Raw genomic sequence first — 24,962 nt, 5'->3', positions numbered from 1 at the left:
TGCAGCCGACGATACCGGTCTGCCGATGGTTTCCGGCTCGTTGGTGCCGTGGACTCGATAGAGCGTGTCCTTGCCGTTTCAGAATCCCTCGGGCGCGCCCGCCCGAGGGATTCTGGGAACCGCCATCTAGCCGTCCTGCCAGACGCAGTAGCGTCTGGGATCCTGTGCGATCATGTCGAGCGTCGGCGTCGAGCGCGGCCACTCGCGCTTCATCGGAGAACCAGCAAAAATTCTGCGCCTATGCACCAATAGCATTCGCTTGAGTGCATAGTCGGCCGGCGTCATCGTCTTACCCAGAGCGGCGCCTTCGGGTGCACGGAGTCGGCATGGCAGTGCACCTAAAACCTGAGACAATCGCCGCTTCAAACGGAATTGGAAGCGATCCAAGCTTCCGCTCGATCGCGCCACCCATCCACCTCACCAGCACATTCGCTTTCCAAGGGTTCGACAGCGCGGGAGCCTACGAGTATTCTCGTGTGGCAAATCCAAGTCGCGACATGCTCGCCGACACACTGGCCAAGCTAGAAGGCGGCGCGCGCGCCGTGATCACGTCGAGCGGCATGGCTGCGATCGACCTCGTACTTTCCCGGCTCGGACCCGGTGACCTCGTGATCGCGCCGCATGATTGTTACAGTGGGACCCAACGCTTGCTCATGGCCAAGCAGGCAAGACGGCATCTGAACGTGGCGTTCGTCGATCAGTCCGACAGCGCTGCGGTCGCGGCAGCATTGAGCCATACGCCGTCGTTGGTTCTAATCGAGACGCCAAGCAACCCTCTGTTACGCGTGGTCGACATACGGGAGATCAGCCTAAGCGCTAAGGCGCGAGGTGCCAAGGTGGCGGTCGACAACACTTTTCTTTCGCCGGCGCTGCAGAAGCCGATCGAACTCGGTGCAGATATCGTCATTCATTCGACGACGAAGTACCTCAACGGACACTCGGACGTCGTGGGTGGCGCCGTGATCCTTGCAGACCCTATTCTTGGTGACGATCTTGCTCACTGGGCCAATGTGACGGGGGTATCTGGCGCCCCATTCGATGCCTATCTGACGCTTCGCGGGATACGAACGCTTTTCGCCCGGATTGAGCGCCAGCAGCGCAGCGCGGGTCTGATAGCGGAATTCCTCTCCGGCCACCACGGCGTTGTGGCGACCCACTATCCGGGACTGACCTCCCATCCAAATTTCCATCTCGCGCGGCGGCAGCAGAGAGGCGCCGGAGCAATGCTGAGCTTCGAGATTGACGGCGGCATCCAGGCGGCAGCCCGTTTCGCTGACGCTGTGCGGGTGTTCACGTTGGCCGAGTCGCTCGGCGGAGTCGAAAGCTTGCTGGCGCACCCGGCCACGATGACGCACGTCGGGATGAGCGAAGAGGCCCGTCGTCTGGCGGGCATCGGTTGGGGGTTGTTGCGACTATCTGTCGGCCTTGAGGATGCCGGAGATCTGATCGCCGATCTCGAGCAGGCGCTCGACGTCGCTAGAGGCGTCATCCAGCGACCATCCACGATCTTTACCGGATAACCGAAAATCGTCATTGAAGCACCCGTAGAGACGTCGACGACCATGCCGAACAAATGTTCAGTCGAGATCCAACCGGTTGGAGTTAGGTCTAGCCTCCGGACGCTCGTCTACGAGGCGCTGAAGGCGGCTATCACCAAAATGGACGTTTACGATTCCGCCGAGGAGGTACGACTTGACGAACGAAAACTGTCCTGCGACCTAGGCGTGAGCCGCACGCCCGTGCGAGAAGCTCTCAAGGTGCTGGAGCAGCAGGGCTTTGTACGCTCCAAGCCGCGAAGCGGCGTGTTCGTCGTAAAAAAGACTAAGCCCGAGATCATCGATATCGTCCACGCCTGCGCTGCGCTAGAAAGCATGGCTGCCCGGCTGGCATGTGCGCGAGCAACCACTTCGCAGCTGAGCTCGCTGTACGACGCACTTATTCCGTCGATTTCCGATGACCGGTACTTTTATTCCAATGGCAACATTCGATTCCATCGCGAGATCATATTGCTTGGGAGGTGCGCTGCCATAGATGCGTTATCGCAAGACCTTCTAATCCATTTGCGCGGCATTCGTAACATCGCGCTGTCCGAAGCCGGACCCGCCGTAGGCGCTAAGACAAGTTGCGTGTCTATCATTAAGGCCATCGAACATCGTGATGCGGAGCTGGCTGCCGGATTGATCCGCGACCGGGGCCTCGATCTCGCTCGAATGCTGACGTAGCTGTCAGGTATTTCAATAATTGGCTCCTATACTATGGCGCATAGGAGAGACATACTCAAACTCGTTCATTCAACGCCGTGCGCCTCCTGGCTGCGAGTGCAGGCTTGTAGACCGTCACGCACCCTCTCGAGCGTATCAGCAGTGCTGCGTGACGAGTATACAGCATGAACGGAGTGCGAAAATTCTGGCGCGCCGGTTACCCTATGCAGACGCTTCGAGGCGAGATAGGAGCGAACTACGCTCAACCTGAAATATCCGGATCCTCCAACTTCCAGCATGAAATTAAGCGCCGCCCTGCCAAGCGTGATGGAGGTGCCAGGATTGGCGAGATGAGGGAATGCTGCATCGTGGCTTGCCACAAACGCCGACCCCCATTCCACAAAAATGTAGTCCGCAGGACTCATACTGCCCCGCTGGCAGGTCGTAACCATCACAAGCTTTTCTTCATCTATCAACTCCATCACCAGATCAGGCCGAGCGGGAGGATTGTACAAAATTGCGACGTCTAGTGCACCTTCCTGCACGCGATCGATCAGCCGTTCTGGCGTATTTACCTCAGCTCTCAGCGCCAATTCAGGCGCCTTCTGTCGTAGCCAGCACAGAAGCCTTGGAAGCAGCGGGTTCCACAGGCTGATCTCGCTTCCCAATCCAACGAGCTCCGACCGCCCGGTAGGGAGCGCGACCTGCTGACGCGCTCGCTCCCATAGCTGAACTAGGGCCGTCGCGTGGGGATGGAATCGCTCGCCGGCAGGCGTCAAGCGTGCGCCGGCGCGACTCCGAACAAACAAGCGGCGATTGAGCTGATCTTCGAGGATTCGTATCCGGGCGCTCACGGCGGTCGGGGTAATGTGCAGTTTGTCTGCCGCAGCCACGAAGCTGCCGGTCGACGCCACTTCAAGGAATGTTCGTGCAAGGCCGATATCCATCCTACAGCATTATTGGCCTTGCCATCAGCCCGCAATAGCGACTTCTGAAGAGAACCGCTTTGTGATCTTAGATTGTCATCAAGCGCGGTGGCTGCGTCATAGACGACGTCACATCGCGACGGTCTTCTTGCCGATGCAGTAAGTCAATGCGCATGAGCATTTCTGCGCACGTCAGGTATCTCCGGTGCGACGCGAACGGCATTGGTTCTCATGTCAGGCGAAAAGCGGCGCTGTGGAGCGCCTTAAGAACGGTAGAGTTGGTCCATGCCGCCACTCATCTAGTGCGGGCGGCGAACGTCGCATGCTCGGTTACGATTTGACCCATCGGAACGTCGTGCCACTGTGGATAGATCGTCGCGACCGCAGAATGGGAATACCCAACGCCAATCGTCGTAGGCGAGTAGTCGCAGGCTGACAGTGTCCGGTCGAAATACCCGCCACCATACCCTAATCGATACCCGGCGAAGTCGAAGCCCACAAGGGGTGCGAGGACGATGTCGGGTGTGAGGTTCTGCCCAGCCGGCGGGACGGGGATGTTCCACAAGCCGCGCTCTAGTCGGCCGCCACGGCTCCAGCCGCGGAAGACGAGCGGCCTGTTCTTCTCGATTACGACCGGCAGAGCGCAGATCGCTCCACGCTCGGCGGCGGAGGCGAGCCAGTCGAGTAAATTGAGCTCCCCCCGGATCGGCCAGTAAGCGGCGACGATACGGTTGCGCACGTCACCAACCAGTTCGTCGAGCCGTGATGCGACTGCCGCCGCCTTACACGCGCGCTCGGCAATCGGCAACGTAAGGCGTTGCTCAATCAGTCGTCGACGCGCGGCTTTCCGCCACCGGTAAACATCCGGCACTTTCCGACGCCCTATGCGATTGGGCCGCCATGCTTCGGTGGCGTCGTGCTGGGGCAACAAAGATGGATCCGGCGCATAATAGTCAGGCCGCCTGATACATTCAGAGTGGAGCAATGACGCTCTTGCAATGGTGGTTCGACCGGCCATCTTGCCTCCAGGCGCGCGCTCTCCTTAGCGTTTCAAGTGACACGATCAATCATCGTGCTAGATCGTCCTAAGGCCGCCACGTTTCTCAAGCCGGAACAAGGCTAGAAGAGAGGCGACGACGGAGTGTCCTAGAACCTTCTCCGGACATAGTGATCGTCGCAATCGCAGCAATCAAGATCATGCTGTTGTTCCGAGAGCGCAAAAAAATTCATCAATCTCCTCACTCTAAAGGACGGTGTCCACAATCAGGTAGCCCTGGTCGGTTCGACAGAAGTGCTCTTTGGAGCTTTTCGCTTCATTGGATATTCGTGGGCGTCTGGGAAGAAGTGTGTGATCCGAGACAACGCGAATCTTGGATCGTGATCTTCTAAAACAGCCAAAATAGTTTCGCGGGGTGACCAGCCTGTGGTTCAGGAAAGCGGGACCGCGGTTGAGGTGAAAGTCTGAGGTCGCGGACTGGAATGCGCCGGGATCTGCCGCTGTTCGCCGTGCCGGAGCAGCTTTTCGGTCGGCAGGTGCTAGTTTTACTGCGTGCGTCACGGCACGGGCACGCAGGCGGCGGCGTTCCGAAGCCCTCAGGTGTTACCAGATCGAATGGACCGCCGACGAGATATAGCGATTAGGGCGATCTAACGTAACCGGAGGCAAATAGCTCGGTGCGTCGCTCGATCATATCGGTTCGCGCGCGATCGAAGAGTCGATTGCAAATATACCGAGTCTACGCAGCAACAAAGCGCCGCATTCAGAAATGCCGCCGAAGAGAGTGCGCTCGAAGAGTGCGTCAGGTTAAGGCCGTGTTCTTGGGCGCAGCCTCATCAGGCTCCCAGTCCCGAAACTAATTGGCCACTCTGCGGCGCTCCAAACGCCCAGTCGCGTCTCGGCGAGATCTTACCGCTGTCGAAAATCAACCCCTAGGTAGGCGAACAGAAGGGCGAAACTTAACCAAGGCGCGACGCGCCGAAGAACGGTGTACCGCCGCGTACTTCCTAGTGATTGCACCGTAAGCAATCCGAGCACGACAACGAGCGCGCCGAAGAGTGCGCCGTAACGTTGGAACACAAGCGCTATTGCGGTGAGCGACGCGGTTACGCCCACGGTCGATTCGATGACATCGTAACGCCCGCCGATCTTTCCATCCCGAATCAGAGCTGTAAAGCTGGTCAGCCCCAACACGAACGATGCTGCCGGGACGAGTGCCAACACTCGTGGATCAATGAGTTCTTCAACAAGAGGCAGGGTCAATTAAATCCTCCCACGCGGCCGCTCCCGCGCGCTTCGGGGCGAAGCCTGATTGTCATGTGCGTCATTGCGCCAACCCATCAGCCCCGGCGCCCTCGGATTGAGCGTTCTGCACAAGCATGTTGCATTTCAGGAAGCTCTTGCCGATAAGGTGCGCCGCCAATGTACCTTATCGGTAGCTGCGAACAAGCTCACCTGCTCCATGATTGTCCACGCTGCCCCCACGCGAGCGACTGTTCGCCATTCATTCCTCCAGGAGCGCAGCTCGCGGCCTCGATCTTGAGGTGCGTCGTCGGCCCGCCCACTCCGTGTCAGAATTTGTGAGCGCTTATGCCATTTGGAAAACTTCGACCGTGGCGAGGCAGAGATGCCGCCGGCTTTCGGCTGTTCAGACCTATCCTCGCCGGTGCCACGCTTCGCGAGCGCGTGATCGCGTGTTTGGGGGCTTTGGCAGGGATTACTCTGACGGGTTTGATTTGCGGTTGGTGCTTCGGGGAGGGACCTCATATCCCCCTGATCGTCGCTCCTATGGGAGCTTCGGCGGTTCTGATTTTTGCTGTGCCGGCGAGCCCCTTGGCTCAGCCTTGGTCGGTGATCGGTGGCAATACCATTTCGGCATTCATGGGCGTTCTGGCCGCCCATTGGGTCTCAAGCCCAGTGCTCGCCATCGGCGTCGGTGTCTCGCTCGCGGTTGCGGCGATGTCGGTCACGCGTTCCCTCCATCCTCCAGGAGGAGCTGCTGCGTTGACGGCGTTGATCGGAGGGCCAGCGGTCACCTCGGCTGGCTTCCTGTTTCCGCTCTTTCCGGTCTGCCTAAATTCGCTGGTGCTGGTGGCGCTCGGCGTCGCATTTCACAAAATTTCCCGGAGAAACTATCCGCACATCGCGGTTCCCGTGCCCGCGAACAACCATGCGACAGCGGACCTTCCCGCCTCCATTCGCGTCGGATTCAAGCCGGAGGATATCGATGCGGCGCTGGTCGCTTTCAACGAAACGCTGGACATAGACCGTGCTGATTTGGACCGGCTTTTGCGGCAGGTCGAGCACCAGGCGCTTGTGCGAACTCATGGCAATCTGACTTGCCGCGAGATTATGTCGCGCGACGTGGTACAGATACGGGTGGACAACACGATCCGGCAGGCGCGCGAGCTCCTTCTGGCGCACAACATCAGGACTCTGCCAGTCGTAGATGCGGGCGGGCGTCTTGTAGGAACTCTGGGCTTACGGGAGCTGGCGCTTCGAAACAGTGGCGCAATCGCCGACGTGATGTCGGAGCCGAGGACGGCTGATCCGAATGATCCGGCGGTAAACCTCGTCCCTATCCTGACGGACGGGTCGACCCACGCGATCATCGTTACCCACGGTGATCAGACGGTTCTCGGCATCATCACGCAAACGGATTTGCTCTCGACGGTGGCTCGCTCGAGTGCAATCAACCAGATGCCGGAACGACACGAATTGGTGAGCTGACCCCGCAGCAGATTCAATTCCGCATAGAAGAGAACGATGGGCGGTCACGATGTTTGGGCGAGCACGCCGGTCTTCTTTTGGAAGGTCGTGCGTAGGTTCAACCGGGAGGAGGGCGTCGTTCTGCACGTTCCTTCGCTCGTCGAAGCGGACGTTCTCGATGTCCTCATAAATCAACGGCAGCTCCCCCGCCGTTGAGCCGGTCGTGCTCACCCCCAGCCGATCTATCGAATATCCAGTTCGATGGCAGCGTCATTGCCGTTCGTCAGTGCGGCGGCCGTTCGGCCCTGGGATCGTTGAAGACTTCTCATTCGGGCAGAAATTCATGGCCGTGTGCAGCCCGGCCACCGCGAGCGGCCGCGGCGCATCCTGTAGTCCGCGGATCCCACGATCTTATCGCACTTCTCGCAATCTACCCGGCCGGCGACAATTCGGGGGCCAGTGGAGCATCGAGCAAGCTATGAGAGCGGACTTTTCGCTTCGTTGGAACCGCCAATGAGCCCCGAGACCCTCTCCCTCCGCACGCTTCGCTTCGTCAACGTCGCGCACGCAATTGACCACTTTGTGCTCCTGATCTTTCCCACGGCCGTGATCGCGATCGCCCCCGACCTCGGTCTCGATTACTCGTCCCTGATTGGGGTCGCGACTGGGGCTTTCGTGGCCTTCGGCGCTTTCTCGCTGCCCATGGGGTGGTTCGCCGAACGCGTCGGCCGCCGCAACCTGCTGGCCGTGTTCTTCTTCGGCTGCGGCGCTTCGCTGATTGCCCTGTCTCTCGTCTCGACGCCATTCGCATTCGCAGGATGGCTATTCGTGCTCGGAGTGTTCGCCGCGATTTACCACCCGATCGGCTCGGCGATGCTCGTCAGTCACGCGCGGCAGCTAGGCCGAACCCTCGGCGTGAACGGGGTCTGGGGCAACGTTGGGGCCGGCTTCGCCTCCGGCGTGACGGCGCTGGTCGCGGCGTGGCTCGGCTGGCGCGCGTCTTTCGCAGCTCCCGGCATCCTGTGCCTCGCGACCGGCGTCGTCTTCCTCGCAGTGGTGCCCGGCGACGGCAAGGAGCGCTCCGGCGTCGAGGCGGGCGGCCTGACCAGACCGCTGGCCCGGCCTGGTCTCCTGCTCGTGATCTTCGTGGTCGCGGTCGTGGCGGGCGGCATGACATTCAATGTTGCCACGATCTCGGCTCCGAAAGTGATCGACGAACGGCTCGGCTTCGATCTGTCCCTGTCGTTCATCGGTTCGCTCGCTACCGCAGTCTTTATGGTCGGCGCAATGACCCAGCTCGCCGTCGGCCGGCTGGTCGACAAGGTCGAGCTACCTGTCATCTTCGTGGGGCTCGCCGCCACTCAAACGATGGGGCTAGCTCTCGCCAGCGCCGGAACCGGCGTTATGCTGCTCTCGGGCCTCGCCCTCGCCATGGCGGGCATCTACGGTCAGGTGGTCGTGAACGATGCGATGGTAGCGCGCTACGCGCCAGCGCACCTGCGGGCCAAGGCCTACAGTGTTCGGTACTTTCTCGGCTTCACCGCGAGCGGCCTCGCGGCTCCCTTCATCGCTTTCACCCATGCTGCAGGTGGTTTCTCGGCCACGCTCGGCGTAACCGCCGGGATTGCCGCAACCGTGTTTGTCTGCGCGTTCTCGTTCTTCTTCGCGGCCCGGGAATTCAAGGTCACTGACTCGAATGTCCTTTGAGCGAGAGGTGCGGTGGAACACAGGTCAGCTCTGGCCGGCTTGAGTTCCCCTTAAGCTAGTTTTCTGGGGTGGACGCGCCTCAATGAGAGGCCGCTTTCGTGCACGTCAGCTTTCAAGAAGCAAGGAAGCGTTGGTTGGCTTGCGGGTTTGCTTCCGTTTCAGACGGGCTGGCTTCGCGGCCGAACAGCCACCGCGGTGCGGGCCGAATGCGCGTGGCCGACGGTCGCGAGAGCTCTTCGTTCGTCGTCCGAGCAAGCTGGCTTCGTCTGTAGCCGTGCACAATCGCCTTCAAGTATCCATCCAGCTCCGCCGCTAATGGTTCAAAAAAAAAGGCGGACCCCGAGAGGTCCGCCTTACCCATGGACTGCCTGGAAGAGGGAGCTGCCAGGTTCCACAGAAGTCCACATCAGCGCCGCGTCTACTGACGCGATGCATGCGCTGGATGATTGATTTCAGTCTGCGAGAGAGAACACGGTCAGCTGACCGCCGAGAGCCGTGTACTGCGAGAGAGCCGCATAGCCGCCGACCGCGCCGAGGCCGTCGGTCGGGTTGGCCAGACCGGCCGCAAGGCCGATGCCCGCCCAGCCGCCGACGCCCGAGAGCACCGCGACGAACTGCTTGCCCTTGTGCTCGTAGGTCATGACGTTGCCGATGATGCCGGACGGGGTCTTGAACTTGTAGAGTTCCTTGCCCGTCTTGGCGTCGACAGCCTTCAGGTAGCCTTCGAGCGTGCCGTAGAACACCACGCCGCCAGCGGTCGCCAGAGCGCCCGACCAAACGGAGAACTGCTCCTTGTTCGACCAGACGATCTTACCCTTCTTGCCGTCCCAAGCGATGAAGTTGCCCATGCCGCCATGGCTGTTCGGCGCGGGGTACATCGAGAGGGTGGCGCCGACGTAAGGCTGGCCGGCGGTGTACGAGACCTTGAAAGGCTCGTAGTCCATGCAGACGTGGTTGGTCGGAACGTAGAACAGCTCGGTCTCCGGCGAGTAAGCCGCAGGCTGCTGATCCTTCGAGCCGAGCGCCGCAGGGCAGATGCCCTTCGAGTTCACGTCTTCGCCGTTCTGCTCCGTGGAGTATTTCGCGACGACGAGCGGACGGCCGTAGGTCTTGGACGACTTGTCCATGTCGACCTTGGTCGCCCAGTTCACCACCGGGTCGTACTTCTCGGCGACGAGCAGCGCGCCCGTCTCGCGGTTCAGCGTGTAGCCGAAGCCGTTACGATCGAAGTGCGTCAGGAGCGGCTGCTCCTTGCCGTCGATCTTCTGATCCGTGAGGATCATCTCGTTGATGCCGTCATAGTCCCACTCGTCGTGGGGCGTCATCTGGTAGACCCACTTGGCCATGCCGGTGTCGGGATTACGGGCGAAGATCGTCATCGACCACTTGTTGTCACCCGGACGCTGTTTCGGGTTCCAGGTCGAAGGATTCGCGGTGCCGTAATAGAATAGGTCAAGCTTCGGATCGTAGGAGTACCAACCCCAGGTCGATCCACCGCCGGTCTTCCACTGATCGCCCTCCCAAGTCTTTAGCGAACTGTCTTTGCCGATCGGCTTGCCGAGCTCCGTGGTCTTCTCCGGATCAACCAGCATGTCCTCGTCAGGACCCTGGCTATATGCCCGCCACGCCAACTTGCCCGTCTTCAGATCGTAGGCAGTGATGTGGCCGCGCACGCCGAATTCGGCGCCCGAGATGCCGACGATCAGCTTGTCCTTCACCGGCAGAACGGTTGCGGTGTTCGACTCGCCCTTCTTCGGATCGCCGTTGACGACTGACCACTTCTTCTCGCCGGTCTTGGCGTCGAGCGCCACGACCGTCGTATCGGCCTGATGCAAGAAGATCATGTCATCCGCATAGGCAAGGCCGCGGTTCACGACATCGCAGCACATGATCGGAATAACCGCAGGATCCTGCTTCGGCTGGTAGGTCCAGATGATCTTGCCGCTGTCGTTCAGGTCCAGCGCGTAGACGTTGTTCGGGAATGGCGTGTGGACGTACATGATGTCGCCAATCACGAGAGGTGAACCCTCGTGACCGCGCAGAACGCCCGTTGAGAAGCCCCAATCGACCTTGAGCTTCTTCACATTGTCCTTGTTGATCTGCGAGAGCTTGGAATAGCGCGTGTTCGCGTAATCGACTGTCTGAAGCACCTGCTGCTTAGGATCAGCGGTTCGCTTCAGGACGTCGTCATTGGCGAGCGCCGGAGCGACCGCAGCGAAACTAACGCCGAGGCTCAAGCCCAGCGAAATCGTCTTTATCCGGATCACCAGCGTCCTCCAAGAGCATCGTTTTTCTTGTGCCTCTGGCGTCCAGCCAGGAGGGCCCCTCAGGAAAGCCTTAAAAAACTTAGCTTATGAAGAGCGGCGATCCCGACTTCGATCGGGAGTTTTGCCCGGGATTCGGTGGGATAGCTTGCCTGCGTCAGTCCGCAATGGATGATTGGCGCCGTTCGGCAGGAAGGCTCTGGCCATGCGACTTCTCGTTAGCCTGATATTGCAGGTCGTGGGCGTCGTCGCTCTCTGCCTGTTTGGAGCGGCCTCCTGGGTGATGGTGGATGTCAATCGCAGCATCCATTCGGAGCTGACCGCCTCGGCTCAACGCGTCCAGCGGGAGGCTGTATCGCTGGCTTGGCGCGAAATGACGTTCCGGGGCTCGGTCGCTCCCGGCGCGGAGTTCGCGTTTCCGGACTGGCGCAGCTCCGACACGCTTAGGGTGATCAGTCCCGGCTACTGCGTGAGCGTCGCCTGGAGCGGTTGGGCGCCAAGACGTCTCTGTGGAATCCGAAACGCTGGATCCGAACCCCCGGCTTGGTTCGTCGCCCTGAACGAGGCCATGTTCGGTCCTATCGCGCCGGTGAGCCGTACAATCACGCTGTACATGCAGGAGGCGGGACAAGTCCGCGCTGAGACCGACGAGGGCGCCGCCGCTCGGGCAGCGTGGCGGCAGGTTAGTGTCGTTGTGGGCGTCTCAGCCGCGATGGCGGCCGCGATCGGCCTGCTTTCGACAGTTGTGATTGGACATGCCCTGATGCCTGCTGAGCGCATCGTGCGCGCGCTACGACGGCTTGAGCAGGGTGATCATGCCGTACGGCTGCCGTCCTTCCGGGCAGCGGCGGAGTTCGCGCATATCGCGCGAGCGTTCAACGACCTCACTCAGCGCCTCGCGGAGACAACAGCGGAGCGCGCCGCTGTGACGCGGCGGCTCTTCCAGGTTCAGGAGGAGGAACGCCGCTCCTTGGCACGCGATCTGCACGATGAGTTTGGACAATGCCTGACAGCCATTACCGCGATGTCTGACGCAATCGCAGCGGCGATCGAAGCGGATCATCAAGAGGTTGCGGAAGAGGCGCGCGAAATCGTCGTCATCACCCGTCGTATGATGGCGACACTGCGCGGAACGCTCGCGCGGCTCAGACCTCCAGAGCTGGATGAGATGGGGCTTGAACGCAGTCTCGATCAACTCGTCGCCACATGGAACGCCCGCCTCGCCGGAGCCGGAGCCGGCCATGCCGTTGCACCAGTGTACAAGCTCGACATCATGGGAGGTCTTACGGGGGTACCGGCTCAGGCGGCGCTCAGCATCTATCGAATTGCCCAGGAGTGTCTCACCAACGCGACGCGTCATGGGCGTCCCAGCGAGGTGCGACTCCAGATCGCCGCCGATGCGTCGCGCTCCGTGATCCGTGTCACGGTCGAGGACGACGGCGGCGGCGATCCTGCTCGTCTCATCTCCCAGTCAGGTCATGGGATCCTAGGCATCCGCGAGCGCGTCGCGGCCCTCGGCGGCAGCTTTTCCGCCGCAGCGGCCGCCGATAAAGGAGTGCGTGTTTCCGCATTAATTCCCTTGGAAAGCACCGTTTTCACCGAGACTCTTGCATGAGACGCCTGACGGCAATCCTTGTAGACGACCACCCGGTCGTTCGTGCTGGCTACCGGAAACTGCTCGAGAGACAAGCGGATTATAAGGTTACCGGCGAGGCAGGAACGGTACTTGAAGCATATCATCTCTATAAGAAGGTCCAACCAGACATCGTCGTCATGGACATCTCTATGCCTGGATCCAGCGGACTTGAAGGTATCCGTCGGATCCGGGCCTATGATGGCAGGGCGAAGATCCTTGTTTTCTCAATGCACCAAAGCGTGAATTACGCGCTGAAGGCTTTCGAAGCCGGCGCCTCCGGCTACGTTACGAAGAGCAGCCCCTCGGCCGAGTTGATCGCCTGCATGGGCACCGTGATGCGCGGCGGACGGTCTGTTAGCGACGACATCGCGCGTATGATCGCCGCTGAGCGCGTGTCAGGCCGCGCTTCTCCGATAGATGGTCTTGGTCCACGCGAAGTCGAGATCCTGCAGTTGCTAGCTGCAGGCAACTCCACGGAAGAGGCAGCAGCGGCGCTGCAGCTCAGCCACAAGACCGTTCAGAATTACCACTCGGTCATCAAAGCGAAGCTCAACGCTTCGAATGATGCCAAGCTCGTGTGGATTGCTCTCGGAGCCGGATTGCTTGAACCCCCCGATTTCGAGAACTAAGGGCGGGGCCGCTTGAGGGGTTAGTAGGGTCAAGTTACCGGTGACCTCGCGGGCGCTTGGCCCTCTCGACGCCCTCCTTGACGTCAAGCCCATTCCGGTGTGGCGCAGCCGACGCCCCTCGCATACAAGCGCTGTCATTTGCAGCATCTGCTTAAAACGAGGGCGTCCTGGCTAACATTGACGAGAAACTGGAGCCGATTCTGGCCGAGGTGCTGGCGCGCAATGCCGGCGAGAGTGAGTTCCACCAAGCCGTGCGGGAGGTGCTGGAGAGTCTGGGGCGCGTGGTAGCCAAACATCCGGACTCACGCCGACGACGCGCTGATCGAGCGCATTTGCGAACCGGAGCGCCAGATCATCTTCCGCGTGCCATGGGTTGACGATCGCGGCCAGGTCCAGATCAACCGCGGCTTTCGGGTGCAATTCAACTCGGCGCTCGGCCCCTACAAGGGCGGCATTCGCTTCCACCCCTCGGTGAACCTCGGCATCGTCAAGTTCCTGGGTTTCGAGCAGACCTTCAAGAACGCACTGACCGGCATGCCAATTGGTGGCGGCAAGGGCGGCTCCGACTTCAATCCGCGCGACCGCTCCGATGGCGAGATCATGCGCTTCTGCCAGTCTTTCATGACCGAGTTGCACCGCCATCTCGGCGAATATACCGACGTGCCGGCGGGTGACATCGGCGTGGGCGGGCGCGAGATCGGCTACATGTTCGGTCAGCACAAGCGTTTGACCAATCGTTACGAAGCGGGCGTGCTGACCGGCAAGGGCCTAGTCTATGGCGGATCGCAGGCTCGACGCGAGGCGACCGGCTATGGCGCGGTTTACTTCGTGGAGAGCATGCTCGCGACGCGCCAGGAAGGCATCGAGGGTAAGCGCGCGGTGGCCTCCGGCTCCGGCAACGTCGCGATTTACACCGCCGAGAAGCTGCAGCAGCTCGGCGGCCGAGTAATCGCCTGCTCCGACTCCAACGGTTATGTCGTGGACGCGACGGTTTCGCGGCGCTTTTGAACTGCCAATCGCAGATCATGTTTGGCACAATGTCGGTGTCGGTACGCATGAAGGACGCCGACACGCTCGAGCGCTTCGATCCCAGCTTCCCCGAAATACGCGAAACCTACCACCGTTGCGCAAGCTAGCGCTCACAGCCTGAGCGTCTCGACGTCTGGCGACAAACACAATGGGGGCGGCGGCCGCGCGTTCAAACCGGCTCGGCGCAGTCCGATCCTTGAGGAGCCGCGCCTTGAAAAGCTTCATGAACGCTCGGGCGTCGGTCGTCACCGACGCCCTTGACGGGATGCTGGCGGCCTCCGGCGGGCGTCTCGTTCGGCTCGACGCCTATCCCGACATCAGGGTGGTGCTGCGGGCGGATTGGGACAGGTCTCGTGTCGCATTGATCTCGGGCGGCGGGGCAGGCCACGAGCCCGCGCATGCAGGCTTCGTCGGAGAAGGCCTTCTGACAGCTGCGGTGAGCGGCGAGGTCTTCACGTCTCCCACGGTCGACGCCGTTCTTTCGGCGATCATCGCAGTTACGGGAGAAGCAGGGTGTCTGCTGATCGTGAAGAACTACACGGGCGATCGACTGAACTTCGGCTTGGCCGCCGAGAAGGCTCGGGCTCTCGGACTGAAGATCGAGGTGGTCATCGTCGGCGACGATATCTCGATAGATAACGCGCCCCAGCCGCGCGGCATCGCCGGTACGCTGCTGGTTCACAAACTCGCGGGCGCGGCCGCGGCGGCCGGGCTTCCGCTCGCCGCGGTGAAGGCGCGCGCCGACGACGCGGCGACGCACGTCCGCTCGCTCGGCCTTTCCCTCACCAGTTGCGCGATGCCGGGCGTCGAGCGTGAGGAGCGCATCGCACCCAACGAGGTCGAGCTCGGCCTCGGGATCCACGGCGAGCGGGGCAGCCGGGTCATCGAGTTCGCGGAAGCCGACCATCTGGTCGCGCAGGTCGCCGCACCGCTCCTTGAGAGGCTGTCGCCGGCCGACCGCATCGTACTGGTGGTCAACTCGCTCGGCGGAACGCCTCCCATAGAGATGTCGATCGTCATGGCCGCAGTCGCTCGGACTGAGCTCGCCGCTCACGTCGAAATGGTGATCGGACCGGCAGAGATGATGACCTCGCTCGACATGCGCGGCTTCTCGCTTACAGCTCTCGTACTTGACGAGGAGAGGCGAGCAGGCTTGCTAGCGCCCTCTGAAAGCGCGGCGTGGCTTTCCGCAGTGAGATTCGTTCAGCCCCACACGATCTCAGCGCCCGAGCTACACGACGCCCCCTCGATCTCGCCGTCGGACGACCCAGCCGTTCGTCGCCTCCTTGCCGCCGCCACCGCTTTGTTGAAGCAGACCGGGCCGGAGCTGGACGCGCTCGACGCCAAGGTGGGCGATGGCGACGCCGGCTCAACGTTCGCGAAGATCGCCGACGCAATCGCGGCTCAGGTCGATCGGCTGCCGCTCGGCGACCAAGCTGCGCTGATGACCGCGCTCGGCCACATACTGTCGCGAATCGGCGGCGGCAGCAGCGGAGTTCTGCTAGCGATCTTTTTCATGGCCGCCGGAGCAGGGCTCAAGCAAGACCCGTCTTTCCCAAGCGCGCTTCGGGCCGGACTGAAGCGCATGCAGGACTATGGCGGAGCCCGGCGCGGCGACCGCACCATGATTGACGCATTGGAGCCGGCGATTGACGAGCTCGTCGCAGGTGGCGGTCTGCGCGAGGCGGCGAGAGCCGCCCGCCAAGGCGCAGACAAAACCCGCTCGATGATAAAAGCGCGGGCAGGGCGCTCGTCTTACGTCCCTTCTGCGTCGCTCAGCGGCGTGCCCGACCCCGGCGCCGAAGCGGTCGCCCGTGTTCTTGAGCGGCTATCCGCCGTTAGCGGCTGATTACCTCATTGCCGCAGCTTCAAAGTGTATTCCAGAAAACAACGCGGTGTGGCGCGCATCGGTAAAGCTGATGTCTGCGCTGCATCGGCCCGACCACGGGCCGCCAGCTCGTTCGCAGTGAAGCCTCGCCAGGCCGGCCTGTTTCGATCGGCCGCTTCGGTGAGCCCCAACGCACCGTCAGCTTATTCTTGCACTTGCGCCCTCGGCCTGCGACCGCTCGGCGCCAGTGAGGTCCGCGCTGACAGCCGCTCGGCGCCGATTCCGTTGAAAAACTCCGTCGTTGAAGCGAGGCGGCGCCGCTGATTCATTCAGCTCCATGAGCGGAGGGCGGCGGCGATGATGGGCAAGCGGCAGGTCGACCAGGCGGCGCTGTTCTACGAGTTCTCGCTTGAGCGGCACGTGCCGCAGGACCACCTGCTGAGGGCGATCGACCGCTTCGTAGATCTGTCAGAGGTTCGGCGGGATTTGGCCCCGTTCTACAGCGCGACTGGCCGTCCTTCGATCGACCCGGAGCTCCTGATCCGGATGCTGCTGGTCGGCTACTGCTTCGGCGTTCGCTCGGAGCGGCGGCTGTGCGAGGAGGTTCATCTGAACCTCGCCTATCGCTGGTTCTGTCGGCTCGGCCTCGACGGCGACGTGCCGGATCACTCGACCTTCTCGAAGAACCGCCATGGCCGCTTCCGTGACAGCGACCTGCTGCGCAAGCTGTTCGAGACCGTGGCCAGGCGCTGCATGGCGGAGGGCCTCGTCGGCGGCGACGGCTTCGCGGTCGACGCCAGCCTAATCCGCGCCGACGCCAACCGGCAGCGCTCGGCGGACGGCGCGGCGGAGGTAGGCTGGGACGAGCTGGCCGCGTCCCGCCGTTCCGTCCGCGAATACCTCGACACGCTCGACGATGCGGCCTGGGGCGCGGCGAGCGAGACCCTGCCGAAGTTCGTGTCGCGGTCTGATCCGGCGGCGCAATAGATCGGCGCGCACAAGGGCCACGCCTTCTTCGCCTACGCCACCAACTACCTGATCGACCTCGACCACGCGATCATTGTCGACGTCGAGGCCACCCGCGCGATCCGGCAGGCCGAGGTCGGCGCCGCGCGAACGATGGTCGCGCGGACGCAGGAGCGCTTCGGGCTGTGGCCCGAGCGGCTCGCAGCCGACAGCGCCTATGGCTCGGCCGAGATGCTCGCCTGGCTGGTCCATGAACGCGGGATCGAGCCGCACATCCCGGTGTTCGACAAGAGCGCCCGGACCGACGGCACGTTCAGCCGCTCCGACTTCCCGTATGACCACGCCCGCGACCTCTACGTCTGCTTGGGCGGGAAGGAGTTGCGGTCCCGCCAGAGGTTCTACCGGAGCTCGGCTCCGCTCGCCGACGACGATGGCATGATCCGCTACCGCGCGAGCAAGTTCGACTGCGACGCCTGCTCCCTGAAGCCGCGGTGCTGCCCGAACACGCCGGCCCGGAAGATCCCTCGCTCGATCCACGAGGGTGCTCGCGACATGGCGAGGGACATCGCGAAGACCGACTCCTACGTCGTCTCCCGGCGCGAGCGGAAGAAGGTCGAGATGCTGTTCGCGCACCTCAAGCGCATCCTGCGGCTCGACCGGCTGCGCCTTCGAGGGCCATGCGGCGCTCGCGACGAGTTCCTGCTCGCCACCACCGCTCAGAACCTCAGAAAGCTCGCCAAGCTGGGCGCGGCGCCGACGCCAATTGCAGCCTGAAAGGCCCCGGAGCTCCGCTCGTCCTCGGCGCAATACGTGCGCCGACATGGTGACGCTGACCAGCGACCGCCTTCTTCAACGCAATCCGCCATTAGCGGACATTAGCCAGCGGCCACAAAAGCTGACCTTCGGAGCCCAGCTATGGCCCACCCAATAGAGTGGTCCCCTTGAACCGGACAGCCATCAGGCTGCGGTTTGGACCGTCTGCCGGGCTTGGTGATCCTCGAACTGGCGTTCGAAGCTCGGCCATACCGGGGCATTCGACGAAGAGTATGTGAGTTCCGATCGAAGAGGTCGACTGAAGCAGTAGGCTATCCTCAAGCAACTTAATGCGAACAATAAAAAATATAATTTCTGAGATTACGATATCAAGATCCTGAAATTACTATAATTACTAGCTCGCCCACAGGAATTGAATTACGGCGCTCCGGATGTAATCCCAATCTAGACACGGGGGTGGATCGATACGTTCTTCTGATAGGAAAGCGGCGCCGAGGCGCGATCGGGCTTTGGCCGCGGTTGCGTCGCTCGCGCTCGTGGCCGCGGCGGGGACTGGCGGCGCAGCCAGCGCGCAAAACGCATCCGGAGGGGTCACGCTTCCCGAGATCCTCGTTCAGGGTAGGGCCGACGCGACCTCGAAACCAGACAGCCCGCTTTGTGCATCCGAAGCCGGACTGCTGCGATGACAAGGTTGCGCGCGCAGACCCTGCCCCCGCCAAAGGGCTCTCGATCAACCTGCACGCCGGCGGGCGCCGCTCAGCTTGCAAAGGCGAGCGGCGTTCCGTCGAGCGGGTGGCGCAGCACCTCCATGGCCAAGCCGTAGATCGCCTCGAGACGGTCCGGCGCCATGATCGAGCTCGGGGATCCGCGCGCGATCATCCGCCCGGTGTGAAGCGCCGCCACCTCGTCGCAGAACCGGGCCGCCATGTTGACGTCGTGCAGCACCACCACGACGCCGCGCCCGCCGGTCTCGGCGAGCTTCCGAACCAGCGTCAGCACCTCGATCTGGTGGGCGATGTCGAGCGCAGAGGTCGGCTCATCGAGCAGCAGCCAGCGCGCCTGCTGGGCGACCAGCATCGCAAGCCAGACGCGCTGGCGCTCCCCGCCCGAAAGCTCCTCCACTAGGCGGTCCGAGAAGTCCTCCACATTGGCGAGCCTCATGGCCTCCGCGAGCGCCTGCGTATCCTTGGGGCCGAAGCGGCCGAGCGCTCCGTGCCAGGGATAACGCCCAAGCGCCACCAGCTCCCGGACGGTCAACCCCGAGGCGAGGGGCGGCTGTTGTGGCAGGTAGGCGACTTGGCGCGCGAAGTCGCGCGAGCGCCAGGCGCCGATCTGCCGACCGCCATAACGGATCGCTCCGGCCGTCGCGGTCTGCTGGCGCGCCATGAGCTTCAGCAGCGTCGACTTGCCCGAACCGTTATGGCCCACCAGACCGATGACCGCGCCGGGCGCGAAGGTCGCGGAGAGTGGCGCCAGGAGAGCCCGGCCATCGACCGCGAAAGACACTTCCGAAAGCTCGAACGTTGCCGGCGGCGCGGCGTCAGCATTGGTCATCGTCAAGACGTCTCCATACATGCGAGCGAGCCACGGGCTCTCGACTTCGCGCCCGCCACTCGGTGGGCGTACAGCCGGCGAGGTCGCGAAACACGCGCGTGAAATGCGCCTGGTCCGAAAAGCCCAGCCCGCTGGCGATGTCGCTCAGCGGCGCTTCGGCGCGTTCGATCAGCCGCTTCGCCTTCCGGACCCTCGCCTGAAGCTGCCAGCGATGCGGCGGCATGCCCGTCGCGGCCTTGAAGGCGTGGCTGAAGTAGCTTTCCGAAAGACCAGCGAGGCTGGCGAGCTCGCTGAGGCGAATCGTCTCGGCGCAGCGCTCCTCGATGTAGTCGACTGTGAGCTGCAACTGCCGGTCCGAGAGCGCGCTGCGCGCCGGCCGCCGAGACGACGCGAAGGCGGCCGCGACCAAGAGCCCAACGCCATAGAGGCCGAGCTCGCGACGCGCCAGGAAGGCATCGAGGGTAAGCGCGCGGTGGTCTCCGGCTCCGGCAATGTCGCGATTTACACCACGAAGAAGCTGCAGCAGCTCGGCGGCCGAGTAATCGCCTGCTCCGACTCCAACGGTTATGTCGTGGACGAGGATGGGATCGACCCTGCACTCCTCAAAGAGATCAAGGAGGTCCGGCGCGGGCGCATCTCTGAATACGCGGTGCTGCGGGGCAAGCAAGCCCGCTATGTCGATGGCGGCTCGATCTGGAGCGCGCCGTGCGACATCGCGATTCCCTCGACCACGCAGAACGAATTGACCGGCAAGAACGCAAGGACGCTGGTTACGAACGGCGTGGTGGCGGTCGGCGAAGGCGCGGCCCTCCGCCAGTAGCTGACATGAGCGGAACGGCAAAAAGCAGACTTTCGGGGCCTTTCGCCGAGGCCGCGCTGACGAGGCTAGTCGCCGCGACCGAGTCGAACGGCACGAGCCTGCGGCCTGCGTATAGGCTCCGTCGGTGGTGCTGTCGATCATGGGCTGCCAGTCACCAGTAAGACCACGCGCGCCCATCGTTTTGGGAAAGGCGTCCCAAACCCCTTGCTCGGCGCAGCGCCGGAACCGGACATAGACCGAGTTCCACTTGCCGTAACGCTCGTGCATATCGCGCCAAGGGCAGCCGACCGCAGCACATAGAGCATCCCGTTCAAAAAACGGCGGTTGTCTGGGCGGGCCGAGACCACCGGCAGCGTTCGGCAGGTAGCCGCGCTCCAACCAGCGCCCACTCGTCATCCCTCAGATCGCCCCGAGCCGAAACTGTCTTCTCTGAAAGGAAAGCCTTGCATCGGTCACGCAGAGATCTGGGAACCCCTTTTGTCAATACAGCCTAAGGCGCTAAGGGCCTGTTCCGGCTTTCTTCGCGCGCCGGCGACTGGCCCGGCCAAATGGGCCGCCGGCAGTGCTCGCGCTTAGCGCATTATTTCATTAGAAGAAATATAAGTTATTGTATTTGCGTATATTTCTTTACCGCGGTACGCACCCTCGCTTGCCGTCGCAGCAAGCCGGATGCAACTTCACTGCGGTCCTACCAATGTTAGCTTGGCGAGAAAGACTCGAGGCTCTGTTCAACAGCCATCGTCGCCAGATGGAGCGATTGGCTCGCCGAAGCGTCGGTTGCCGCGAGATCGCCGCCGACATCGTGCAGGATGTGTTCGCCCGCGCGCTGGCGGCAGGCCCCCGGGGCAGCATCGACGATGACCGACGGGTGTTGTTCGCCTCGATCCGCAACGCGACGATCGAACATCACCGAACGTCGCGCCGGAGAGGCCAGCTCATGCTTGCCGCGGCGGCTGTCGACGAGGCCAGCGTTCTGTCGCCAGAGCGGTCAGCTCAAGGCGCCGAGGCGCTCCGGGCGCTTGATGCGGCGCTCCGCGAACTCTCGCCACGCTGCCGCCGGATCTTTCTCATGCGCAGAGTCGATGGTTTGCCGAATGCGGAAATCGCGCGGCGGCACGGCATATCGGTCAACAGCGTCGAGAAGCACATCGCGCGTGCGCTCCGCCACTGCCAGACCCGAATGGGCGAGCACCTCCGCGAGGACTGATCGTCAGCGCCGTCGGTCGACGACACGGCGATTTCCCCCCCCGGCCGTTATTGGATACGGATTAGCTAGGCGCGTCGGCGAGCCGCGCTCGACTGGCGAGGGGTACGACACTGACAGCCGAACCGACCGACGAGCAACGCGAAGAGGCTGCTCTCTGGTTGGCGCGGAAAACGGGCGGCGCGTTCACCGTTGAGGACCAAGCCGCGCTCGAGCGTTGGCTGAACTCCGATCCAGGACATCGCCGAGCCTTCGACGAGATGCGAGTTCTGTACGCTCAGTTGGAGGATCCCGCATGCGGGATAGCCGAGCGAAGCCGGATGAGACGGAGGCTCGCCCGCCTCGCCTCGCCCCGCAGAGGATGGATCATGGCTCCGGCCGGAGGGCTGGCCGCCGTCGCGTTGGTCGTGGTCCTGGCTCCGGGGGTAGTCGAGGATTGGCAGGCGGACCTCGTAACCTCTCGAGATCCCGTCTCCGTCTTACGTCTTCCCGACGGGTCGACGGCCCATCTGGCCGCAGACACAGCCGTCGCGTTTGACTTCCAGCCGGGAAGGCGGCGGGTGCGCCTTCTGCGCGGAGAGGCGTTTTTCGAGGTCGCGCACGGTGCTCCGGGCGCTTTCACGGTGGAAATCGGCGAGGGCGAAGTTCGAGACATAGGCACGAAGTTCGACGTCAACCGGCTGCCGAACGGAACGGACATCGTCGTGAGTGAAGGCAGCGTGGCCCTCGCGGGACGGGAAGACCGGCAACTCACGATCCTTCAACGCGGAGACAAGGGCGTTATCGCTGGCGGCCGCACGCGGGGCGTCGAAGCCGCGGACGTCGACCTTGCGCTATCTTGGATGTCAGGCCGCCTCGTGGTGCAAGGCGCGACGGTGGAGGACGTTGTGGCGGCCCTGCAGCGACACACAAGCCGCCGAATCTTCGTGCGCGGCGCGCTCGCCCGACGCGAGGTCTCCGCAAGCCTCCCCCTGACCAACGTCGACGCCTCCCTTGAGACCGTGGCGACCGCCGTCGGAGGACGCGTGCTTCGCGCGCCTCTCCTGATCGTCATCTACTGAGCGCTACCCGCCACTACTGAGCGCTACCCGCCACGATCGCATCTGGATGAATCTTGCCTGCCCCAGGCACGGCGGAACGCTCGTCGTCCGTTCTGTCCTGCGGAGGCCTTCGGTGGCCTCGCGGCCAGCGGGGGCGGACCAATGAGAACGGACGGGCGTCGGGCGTATGACGGCTTGCAGATTGCGGCCCGGCTCGCGGCGATTGCGGCTGTCGCGACGCTCGGCGCGCAGACCGCGAGGGCGCAGGCGTCTGAGGACGAGGAAGCTTCTGGAACTTACCGCTTCCATATCCCGGCCAAGTCGCTGGCCGCGTCAGTCGCCGATCTCGGCGCCGTAACCGGCTGGCGCATCGCCTATCCGTTCACTTTGCCGCCTGATGCGCGCAGCAACCCCATCAGTGGGACCATGAGCGCGCAGGCGGCCCTCGAACGGATGCTGGACGGTTCAGGCGTCGTCTATCGATTGGCGGGGCCGCGATCGATCGTGCTGGTCGATCTGCGGGGAAGGTCGGCGAGCGAAGCGGCGCTCCGCGATGCGGTCGCGCTGGCGCCGATCGAGGTCGCAGGGTCCAGAGGGCCCGTTTCCTACGCTGGCGGCCAGGTGGCGACTGGAAGCGGCCTTGGTCTTCTGGGCGACCGGGACGTCATGGACACCCCTTTCAGCGTCACGAGCTACACCGCCAAGACAATCGCCGATCAGCAGGGACGCAGCGTCGGCGACGTGGTGAAGAACGATCCGTCCGTCCGGACGACCTGGTCGGACGGAAGCTATTCGAACCAATTCTTCATCCGCGGCTTTCCGGTGGGGAACCCGGATATCTCTATCTCCGGCCTCTATGGTCTCGCGCCCTATCAGATGGCTGGGACGGCTTGGGTCGATCGGGTCGAGGTCCTGAAAGGCCCGAGCGCGCTGCTGAACGGCATGGCGCCGGGCGGCAGCATCGGAGGCGCGATCAACCTCGTTCCAAAGCGCGCCGGAGACGATCCACTGACGCGCCTGACGTTGGGCTACGCCTCCAACGCGCAATTTGGCTCGAGCGTCGATCTCGCGCGCAGGTTTGGGCCCGATGACGCCTTCGGCGTGAGACTGAACGGCTCGTATCGGAAGGGCGACACTTCGGTTCACGGTCAGTCGACGGAGCTCGGCGAGGCGGCTCTCGGGCTGGACTACCGCGGAGAGCGGCTGAGGCTTTCAGCTGACGTGATCTATCAGAAGAACGATTCCGACAATCCCGTCCGGCCGATCTATTATCGCGCGGGCTTCCAGATTCCCAAGGCGCCGAAGGCGTCGGCCGATCTCGGTCAGGACTGGTACTACACGAAAGGCGAGGACATTACGGGCGTCGTCCGCGCCGAATATGACGTGACGGAGAACTTCACCGCCTACGCGACCTTCGGCGCTCACAGGAACACGCTGACGGGCCTCTACAACTTCGAATACATCAAGAACGCAGCCGGGGACTTCGACGCCAACAATTATTATCAGCCTACCTATAACAGGGCCTGGACGGGCGAGACGGGCGTGAAGGCGAGGCTTGAGACCGGGCCTGTTCGTCACGAGCTGACGATCAGCGCGACGAGGCTATATTCGGAGCTGGGAAACCGCCCTCAGGTGATCTCCACCTATTCATCGAATATCTACGATCCGGGCGGCGTCAAGAAGCCCGACCTGTCGCCTTGGTTCTCCAGCACCCCGAAGACCAGCGCGCTAACCCTTTCGACCGTCGCGGTGGCCGACAGCCTCTATATGCTGGACGACCGTCTCCAACTCATCCTCGGGGGACGATTTCAGAAGGTGCAGCAGAAGGCGTGGAACGTTACGACCCGGGCGCGGACCGCCGACTATGACGAGCAGGCCTTCACTCCGGCCGTCGGCGTGGTCGTCAAGCCGTGGGAGCGCGTCTCTCTCTACGTGAATTACATCGAGGGACTGAGCCAGGGGCCGGTCGCGCCTGCGGGCTCAGAGAATTTCGGCGCGGCGTTTCCTCCGATGAAGTCCAAGCAGTACGAGGCGGGCGTCAAGATCGACTTCGGCCGCGTCGCTGCGACGATGAGCTTGTTCCAGATCGAGCAGCCCAACGGACTTCTGGACGCGAAGACGAACCGCTACGGCCTTGATGGCGAGACCCGCAACCGAGGCGTCGAGCTGAATGTCTTTGGCGAACTCGCGGTCGGCCTGAGACTTCTTGGCGGAGTCGCCTTCATGGACGGCGTGCAGACCAAAACAGCGAACGGCGCCAACAACGGCAAGAGGGCAATCGGAATACCGAAGACGCAGCTCAACCTCGGAGCGGAGTGGGATGCGCCAATCGTTCAGGGGCTGACCTTCACGGGCCGGATGATCCACACGTCCAAGCAGTTCGCGAGCGCAGACAACAGCCAGAGCATTCCGGACTGGACGCGCTTCGACGTCGGGGCCCGCTACACCTTCGAGCGTGCGGACGGAAAGCCCGTGACGCTGAGGGCGACCGTGGAGAACGTCTTCAACAAGAGCTACTGGGCGGCCGCTTCGACGAACTTCGGACTGGCGCGCGGCGCCCCGCGGACGGTCCTGCTGTCGTCGACCTTCGACTTCTGACGTTGTCCGGGGCGCCAGCTCGAGGCCGAGCCTCCCGCGACGCGTCGCGTGCGGGCAGAGCTCTGCCGCTCACGCGCAGG

16 protein-coding genes and 5 pseudogenes are annotated in these 24,962 nt (G+C 62.8%); 14 read left to right on the top strand and 7 right to left on the bottom strand.

The window, feature by feature from the left end:
- The first annotated feature begins 326 nt into the window (after positions 1 to 326).
- Together metB and VM780_RS04440 are read left to right on the top strand one after the other, a co-directional pair.
- Positions 327 to 1,520 carry a cystathionine gamma-synthase gene (metB, locus tag VM780_RS04445; protein ID WP_325445520.1) on the top strand — a complete coding sequence of 398 codons (1,194 nt, stop codon included), beginning with the start codon at positions 327 to 329 and terminating at the stop codon, positions 1,518 to 1,520.
- A gap of 42 nt (positions 1,521 to 1,562) precedes the next feature.
- A complete protein-coding gene (locus tag VM780_RS04440) occupies positions 1,563 to 2,222 on the top strand; it encodes a GntR family transcriptional regulator (protein ID WP_325445518.1) in 660 nt (219 codons plus the stop codon).
- Positions 2,223 to 2,287: 65 nt separating this feature from the next.
- Here VM780_RS04440 and VM780_RS04435 read toward each other — a convergent pair whose 3' ends face one another.
- From VM780_RS04435 to VM780_RS04425, 3 genes are all read right to left on the bottom strand, one after another.
- Complete coding sequence (locus VM780_RS04435) at positions 2,288 to 3,148, bottom strand: LysR family transcriptional regulator (RefSeq protein WP_325445516.1); 861 nt, start codon at positions 3,146 to 3,148, stop codon at positions 2,288 to 2,290.
- A 274-nt stretch (positions 3,149 to 3,422) separates the two neighbouring features.
- Positions 3,423 to 4,055 carry a 5-formyltetrahydrofolate cyclo-ligase gene (locus tag VM780_RS04430; RefSeq protein ID WP_325445514.1) on the bottom strand — a complete coding sequence of 211 codons (633 nt, stop codon included), beginning with the start codon at positions 4,053 to 4,055 and terminating at the stop codon, positions 3,423 to 3,425.
- A 978-nt stretch (positions 4,056 to 5,033) separates the two neighbouring features.
- Positions 5,034 to 5,387: a hypothetical protein gene (locus VM780_RS04425; RefSeq protein WP_325445512.1), complete on the bottom strand. Its 354-nt coding sequence runs from the start codon at positions 5,385 to 5,387 to the stop codon at positions 5,034 to 5,036.
- 327 nt (positions 5,388 to 5,714) lie between these two features.
- Here VM780_RS04425 and VM780_RS04420 point away from each other — a divergent pair, with 327 nt between their 5' ends.
- Together VM780_RS04420 and VM780_RS04415 are read left to right on the top strand one after the other, a co-directional pair.
- Positions 5,715 to 6,854 carry an HPP family protein gene (locus VM780_RS04420; protein ID WP_325445510.1) on the top strand — a complete coding sequence of 380 codons (1,140 nt, stop codon included), beginning with the start codon at positions 5,715 to 5,717 and terminating at the stop codon, positions 6,852 to 6,854.
- A gap of 492 nt (positions 6,855 to 7,346) precedes the next feature.
- A complete protein-coding gene (locus VM780_RS04415) occupies positions 7,347 to 8,540 on the top strand; it encodes an MFS transporter (RefSeq protein WP_325445508.1) in 1,194 nt (397 codons plus the stop codon).
- A 452-nt stretch (positions 8,541 to 8,992) separates the two neighbouring features.
- Here the strand turns inward: VM780_RS04415 and xoxF5 are convergent, their stop codons facing one another.
- Entirely contained in the window at positions 8,993 to 10,798 is a 1,806-nt protein-coding gene (xoxF5, locus tag VM780_RS04410; RefSeq protein WP_325445587.1) for a lanthanide-dependent methanol dehydrogenase XoxF5, read from the bottom strand.
- Between the two features lie 211 nt (positions 10,799 to 11,009).
- Here xoxF5 and VM780_RS04405 point away from each other — a divergent pair, with 211 nt between their 5' ends.
- The 5 genes and pseudogenes from VM780_RS04405 (at position 11,010) to VM780_RS04385 (ending at position 17,666) form a co-directional block, all read left to right on the top strand.
- Positions 11,010 to 12,419 carry a sensor histidine kinase gene (locus VM780_RS04405; protein WP_325445506.1) on the top strand — a complete coding sequence of 470 codons (1,410 nt, stop codon included), beginning with the start codon at positions 11,010 to 11,012 and terminating at the stop codon, positions 12,417 to 12,419.
- Positions 12,416 to 13,069: a response regulator transcription factor gene (locus tag VM780_RS04400; RefSeq protein WP_325445504.1), complete on the top strand. Its 654-nt coding sequence runs from the start codon at positions 12,416 to 12,418 to the stop codon at positions 13,067 to 13,069. Before VM780_RS04405 ends, VM780_RS04400 begins: the two co-directional genes overlap by 4 nt.
- A 167-nt stretch (positions 13,070 to 13,236) precedes the next feature.
- Positions 13,237 to 14,053, top strand: a pseudogene (locus VM780_RS04395) (Glu/Leu/Phe/Val dehydrogenase dimerization domain-containing protein); the annotation flags it as partial.
- 268 nt (positions 14,054 to 14,321) lie between these two features.
- Positions 14,322 to 15,947, top strand: a complete 1,626-nt coding sequence (locus VM780_RS04390; protein WP_325445502.1) for a dihydroxyacetone kinase subunit DhaK — start codon at positions 14,322 to 14,324, stop codon at positions 15,945 to 15,947.
- A gap of 336 nt (positions 15,948 to 16,283) precedes the next feature.
- A pseudogene (locus VM780_RS04385) lies at positions 16,284 to 17,666 on the top strand (transposase).
- A gap of 756 nt (positions 17,667 to 18,422) precedes the next feature.
- On the opposite strand, the gene VM780_RS04380 reads toward VM780_RS04385, so the two are convergent.
- Both VM780_RS04380 and VM780_RS04375 read right to left on the bottom strand, forming a co-directional pair.
- Complete coding sequence (locus VM780_RS04380) at positions 18,423 to 19,220, bottom strand: ATP-binding cassette domain-containing protein (protein ID WP_325445500.1); 798 nt, start codon at positions 19,218 to 19,220, stop codon at positions 18,423 to 18,425.
- Positions 19,207 to 19,566, bottom strand: a complete 360-nt coding sequence (locus tag VM780_RS04375) for an AraC family transcriptional regulator (protein WP_325445585.1) — start codon at positions 19,564 to 19,566, stop codon at positions 19,207 to 19,209. Before VM780_RS04375 ends, VM780_RS04380 begins: the two co-directional genes overlap by 14 nt.
- 87 nt (positions 19,567 to 19,653) lie before the next feature.
- Here VM780_RS04375 and VM780_RS04370 point away from each other — a divergent pair.
- Positions 19,654 to 20,025 (top strand): annotated as a pseudogene (locus VM780_RS04370) (glutamate dehydrogenase); the annotation flags it as partial.
- A gap of 72 nt (positions 20,026 to 20,097) precedes the next feature.
- On the opposite strand, the pseudogene VM780_RS17625 reads toward VM780_RS04370, so the two are convergent.
- Positions 20,098 to 20,500 (bottom strand): annotated as a pseudogene (locus VM780_RS17625) (transposase); the annotation flags it as partial.
- A 189-nt stretch (positions 20,501 to 20,689) separates the two neighbouring features.
- Between VM780_RS17625 and VM780_RS04365 the strand changes: the two are divergent.
- The 4 genes and pseudogenes from VM780_RS04365 (at position 20,690) to VM780_RS04355 (ending at position 24,882) form a co-directional block, all read left to right on the top strand.
- On the top strand, positions 20,690 to 21,247 hold the full coding sequence (locus tag VM780_RS04365) for a sigma-70 family RNA polymerase sigma factor (protein ID WP_325445498.1): 558 nt from the start codon (positions 20,690 to 20,692) through the stop codon (positions 21,245 to 21,247).
- Between the two features lie 92 nt (positions 21,248 to 21,339).
- Positions 21,340 to 21,498, top strand: a pseudogene (locus VM780_RS17575) (FecR/PupR family sigma factor regulator); the annotation flags it as partial.
- 114 nt (positions 21,499 to 21,612) lie between these two features.
- Complete coding sequence (locus tag VM780_RS04360; RefSeq protein WP_325445496.1) at positions 21,613 to 22,305, top strand: FecR family protein; 693 nt, start codon at positions 21,613 to 21,615, stop codon at positions 22,303 to 22,305.
- A gap of 141 nt (positions 22,306 to 22,446) precedes the next feature.
- A complete protein-coding gene (locus VM780_RS04355) occupies positions 22,447 to 24,882 on the top strand; it encodes a TonB-dependent receptor (protein WP_325445494.1) in 2,436 nt (811 codons plus the stop codon).
- Positions 24,883 to 24,962: the final 80 nt, after the last annotated feature.

The sequence above is a fragment of the Hansschlegelia sp. genome, from assembly GCF_035538955.1.
Classification (GTDB): domain Bacteria; phylum Pseudomonadota; class Alphaproteobacteria; order Rhizobiales; family Methylopilaceae; genus Methylopila.
This window is presented reverse-complemented; position numbering and strand designations above follow the sequence as displayed.

What these genes read in the sequence shown, in the direction of transcription:
- VM780_RS04355 (WP_325445494.1), top strand. Translation starts at nt 22,447, where the DNA reads ATGAGAACGGACGGGCGTCGGGCGTATGACGGCTTGCAGATTGCGGCC.
- VM780_RS04390 (WP_325445502.1), top strand. Translation starts at nt 14,322, where the DNA reads ATGAACGCTCGGGCGTCGGTCGTCACCGACGCCCTTGACGGGATGCTG.
- VM780_RS04405 (WP_325445506.1), top strand. Translation starts at nt 11,010, where the DNA reads ATGCGACTTCTCGTTAGCCTGATATTGCAGGTCGTGGGCGTCGTCGCT.
- VM780_RS04420 (WP_325445510.1), top strand. Translation starts at nt 5,715, where the DNA reads ATGCCATTTGGAAAACTTCGACCGTGGCGAGGCAGAGATGCCGCCGGC.
- VM780_RS04415 (WP_325445508.1), top strand. Translation starts at nt 7,347, where the DNA reads ATGAGCCCCGAGACCCTCTCCCTCCGCACGCTTCGCTTCGTCAACGTC.
- metB (WP_325445520.1), top strand. Translation starts at nt 327, where the DNA reads ATGGCAGTGCACCTAAAACCTGAGACAATCGCCGCTTCAAACGGAATT.
- VM780_RS04360 (WP_325445496.1), top strand. Translation starts at nt 21,613, where the DNA reads ATGGCTCCGGCCGGAGGGCTGGCCGCCGTCGCGTTGGTCGTGGTCCTG.
- VM780_RS04380 (WP_325445500.1), bottom strand. Translation starts at nt 19,220, where the DNA reads ATGACCAATGCTGACGCCGCGCCGCCGGCAACGTTCGAGCTTTCGGAA.
- VM780_RS04400 (WP_325445504.1), top strand. Translation starts at nt 12,416, where the DNA reads ATGAGACGCCTGACGGCAATCCTTGTAGACGACCACCCGGTCGTTCGT.
- VM780_RS04435 (WP_325445516.1), bottom strand. Translation starts at nt 3,148, where the DNA reads ATGGATATCGGCCTTGCACGAACATTCCTTGAAGTGGCGTCGACCGGC.
- VM780_RS04440 (WP_325445518.1), top strand. Translation starts at nt 1,563, where the DNA reads ATGCCGAACAAATGTTCAGTCGAGATCCAACCGGTTGGAGTTAGGTCT.